The sequence below is a fragment of the Pseudomonas sp. 51_B genome (assembly GCF_017491595.1).
In the GTDB taxonomy this organism is placed as follows: domain Bacteria; phylum Pseudomonadota; class Gammaproteobacteria; order Pseudomonadales; family Pseudomonadaceae; genus Aquipseudomonas; species Aquipseudomonas promysalinigenes.
Genome location: NZ_JAFGYW010000156.1, coordinates 1 through 537 on the forward strand (window position 1 = coordinate 1; position 537 = coordinate 537).

General features: G+C 61.3%; 1 pseudogene. It reads left to right on the top strand.

The features are described from left to right. Window positions 1-251 precede the first annotated feature (251 nt). Window positions 252-537: pseudogene (locus tag J5M56_RS24135) on the top strand (formyltetrahydrofolate deformylase); the annotation flags it as partial.

The following is a 537-nucleotide window of genomic DNA, read 5'->3' on the forward strand; positions in this document are numbered from 1 at the left end:
TTCCTGTCGCGGGCGCACAAGCCTTAAACGGAGTTTCGGCAACGAAAAAGGCCTGCGATTGCAGGCCTTTTTTATGCGCTGAAGTTTTTCCGTGTGGGAGCGAGCCTGCTCGCGAAAGCGCAGTAACTGATCGTTCCCACGCTCCGCGTGGGAATGCATCCCGTGACGCTCCGCGTCACTTGCGAGGCGGACGCAGAGCGTCCAGTGGCGGCATTCCCACGCAGAGCGTAGGAACGATCAGAGGAAAAAATATGAGCCGCGCCCCAGACACATGGATTCTGACCGCCGACTGTCCCAGCGTCCTCTGCACGGTGGACGCGGTCACGCGTTTTCTGTTCGAGCAGGGCTGTTATGTCACCGAGCACCACTCGTTCGATGACCGCCTCTCGGGGCGCTTCTTCATTCGCGTGGAATTCCGTCAGCCCGACGGCTTCGACGAGCAATCCTTCCGCGCCGGGCTGGCCGAGCGCGGACAGGCGTTCGGCATGCTCTTCGAGCTGACCGCGCCCAACTACCGGCCGAAAGTGGTGATCATGG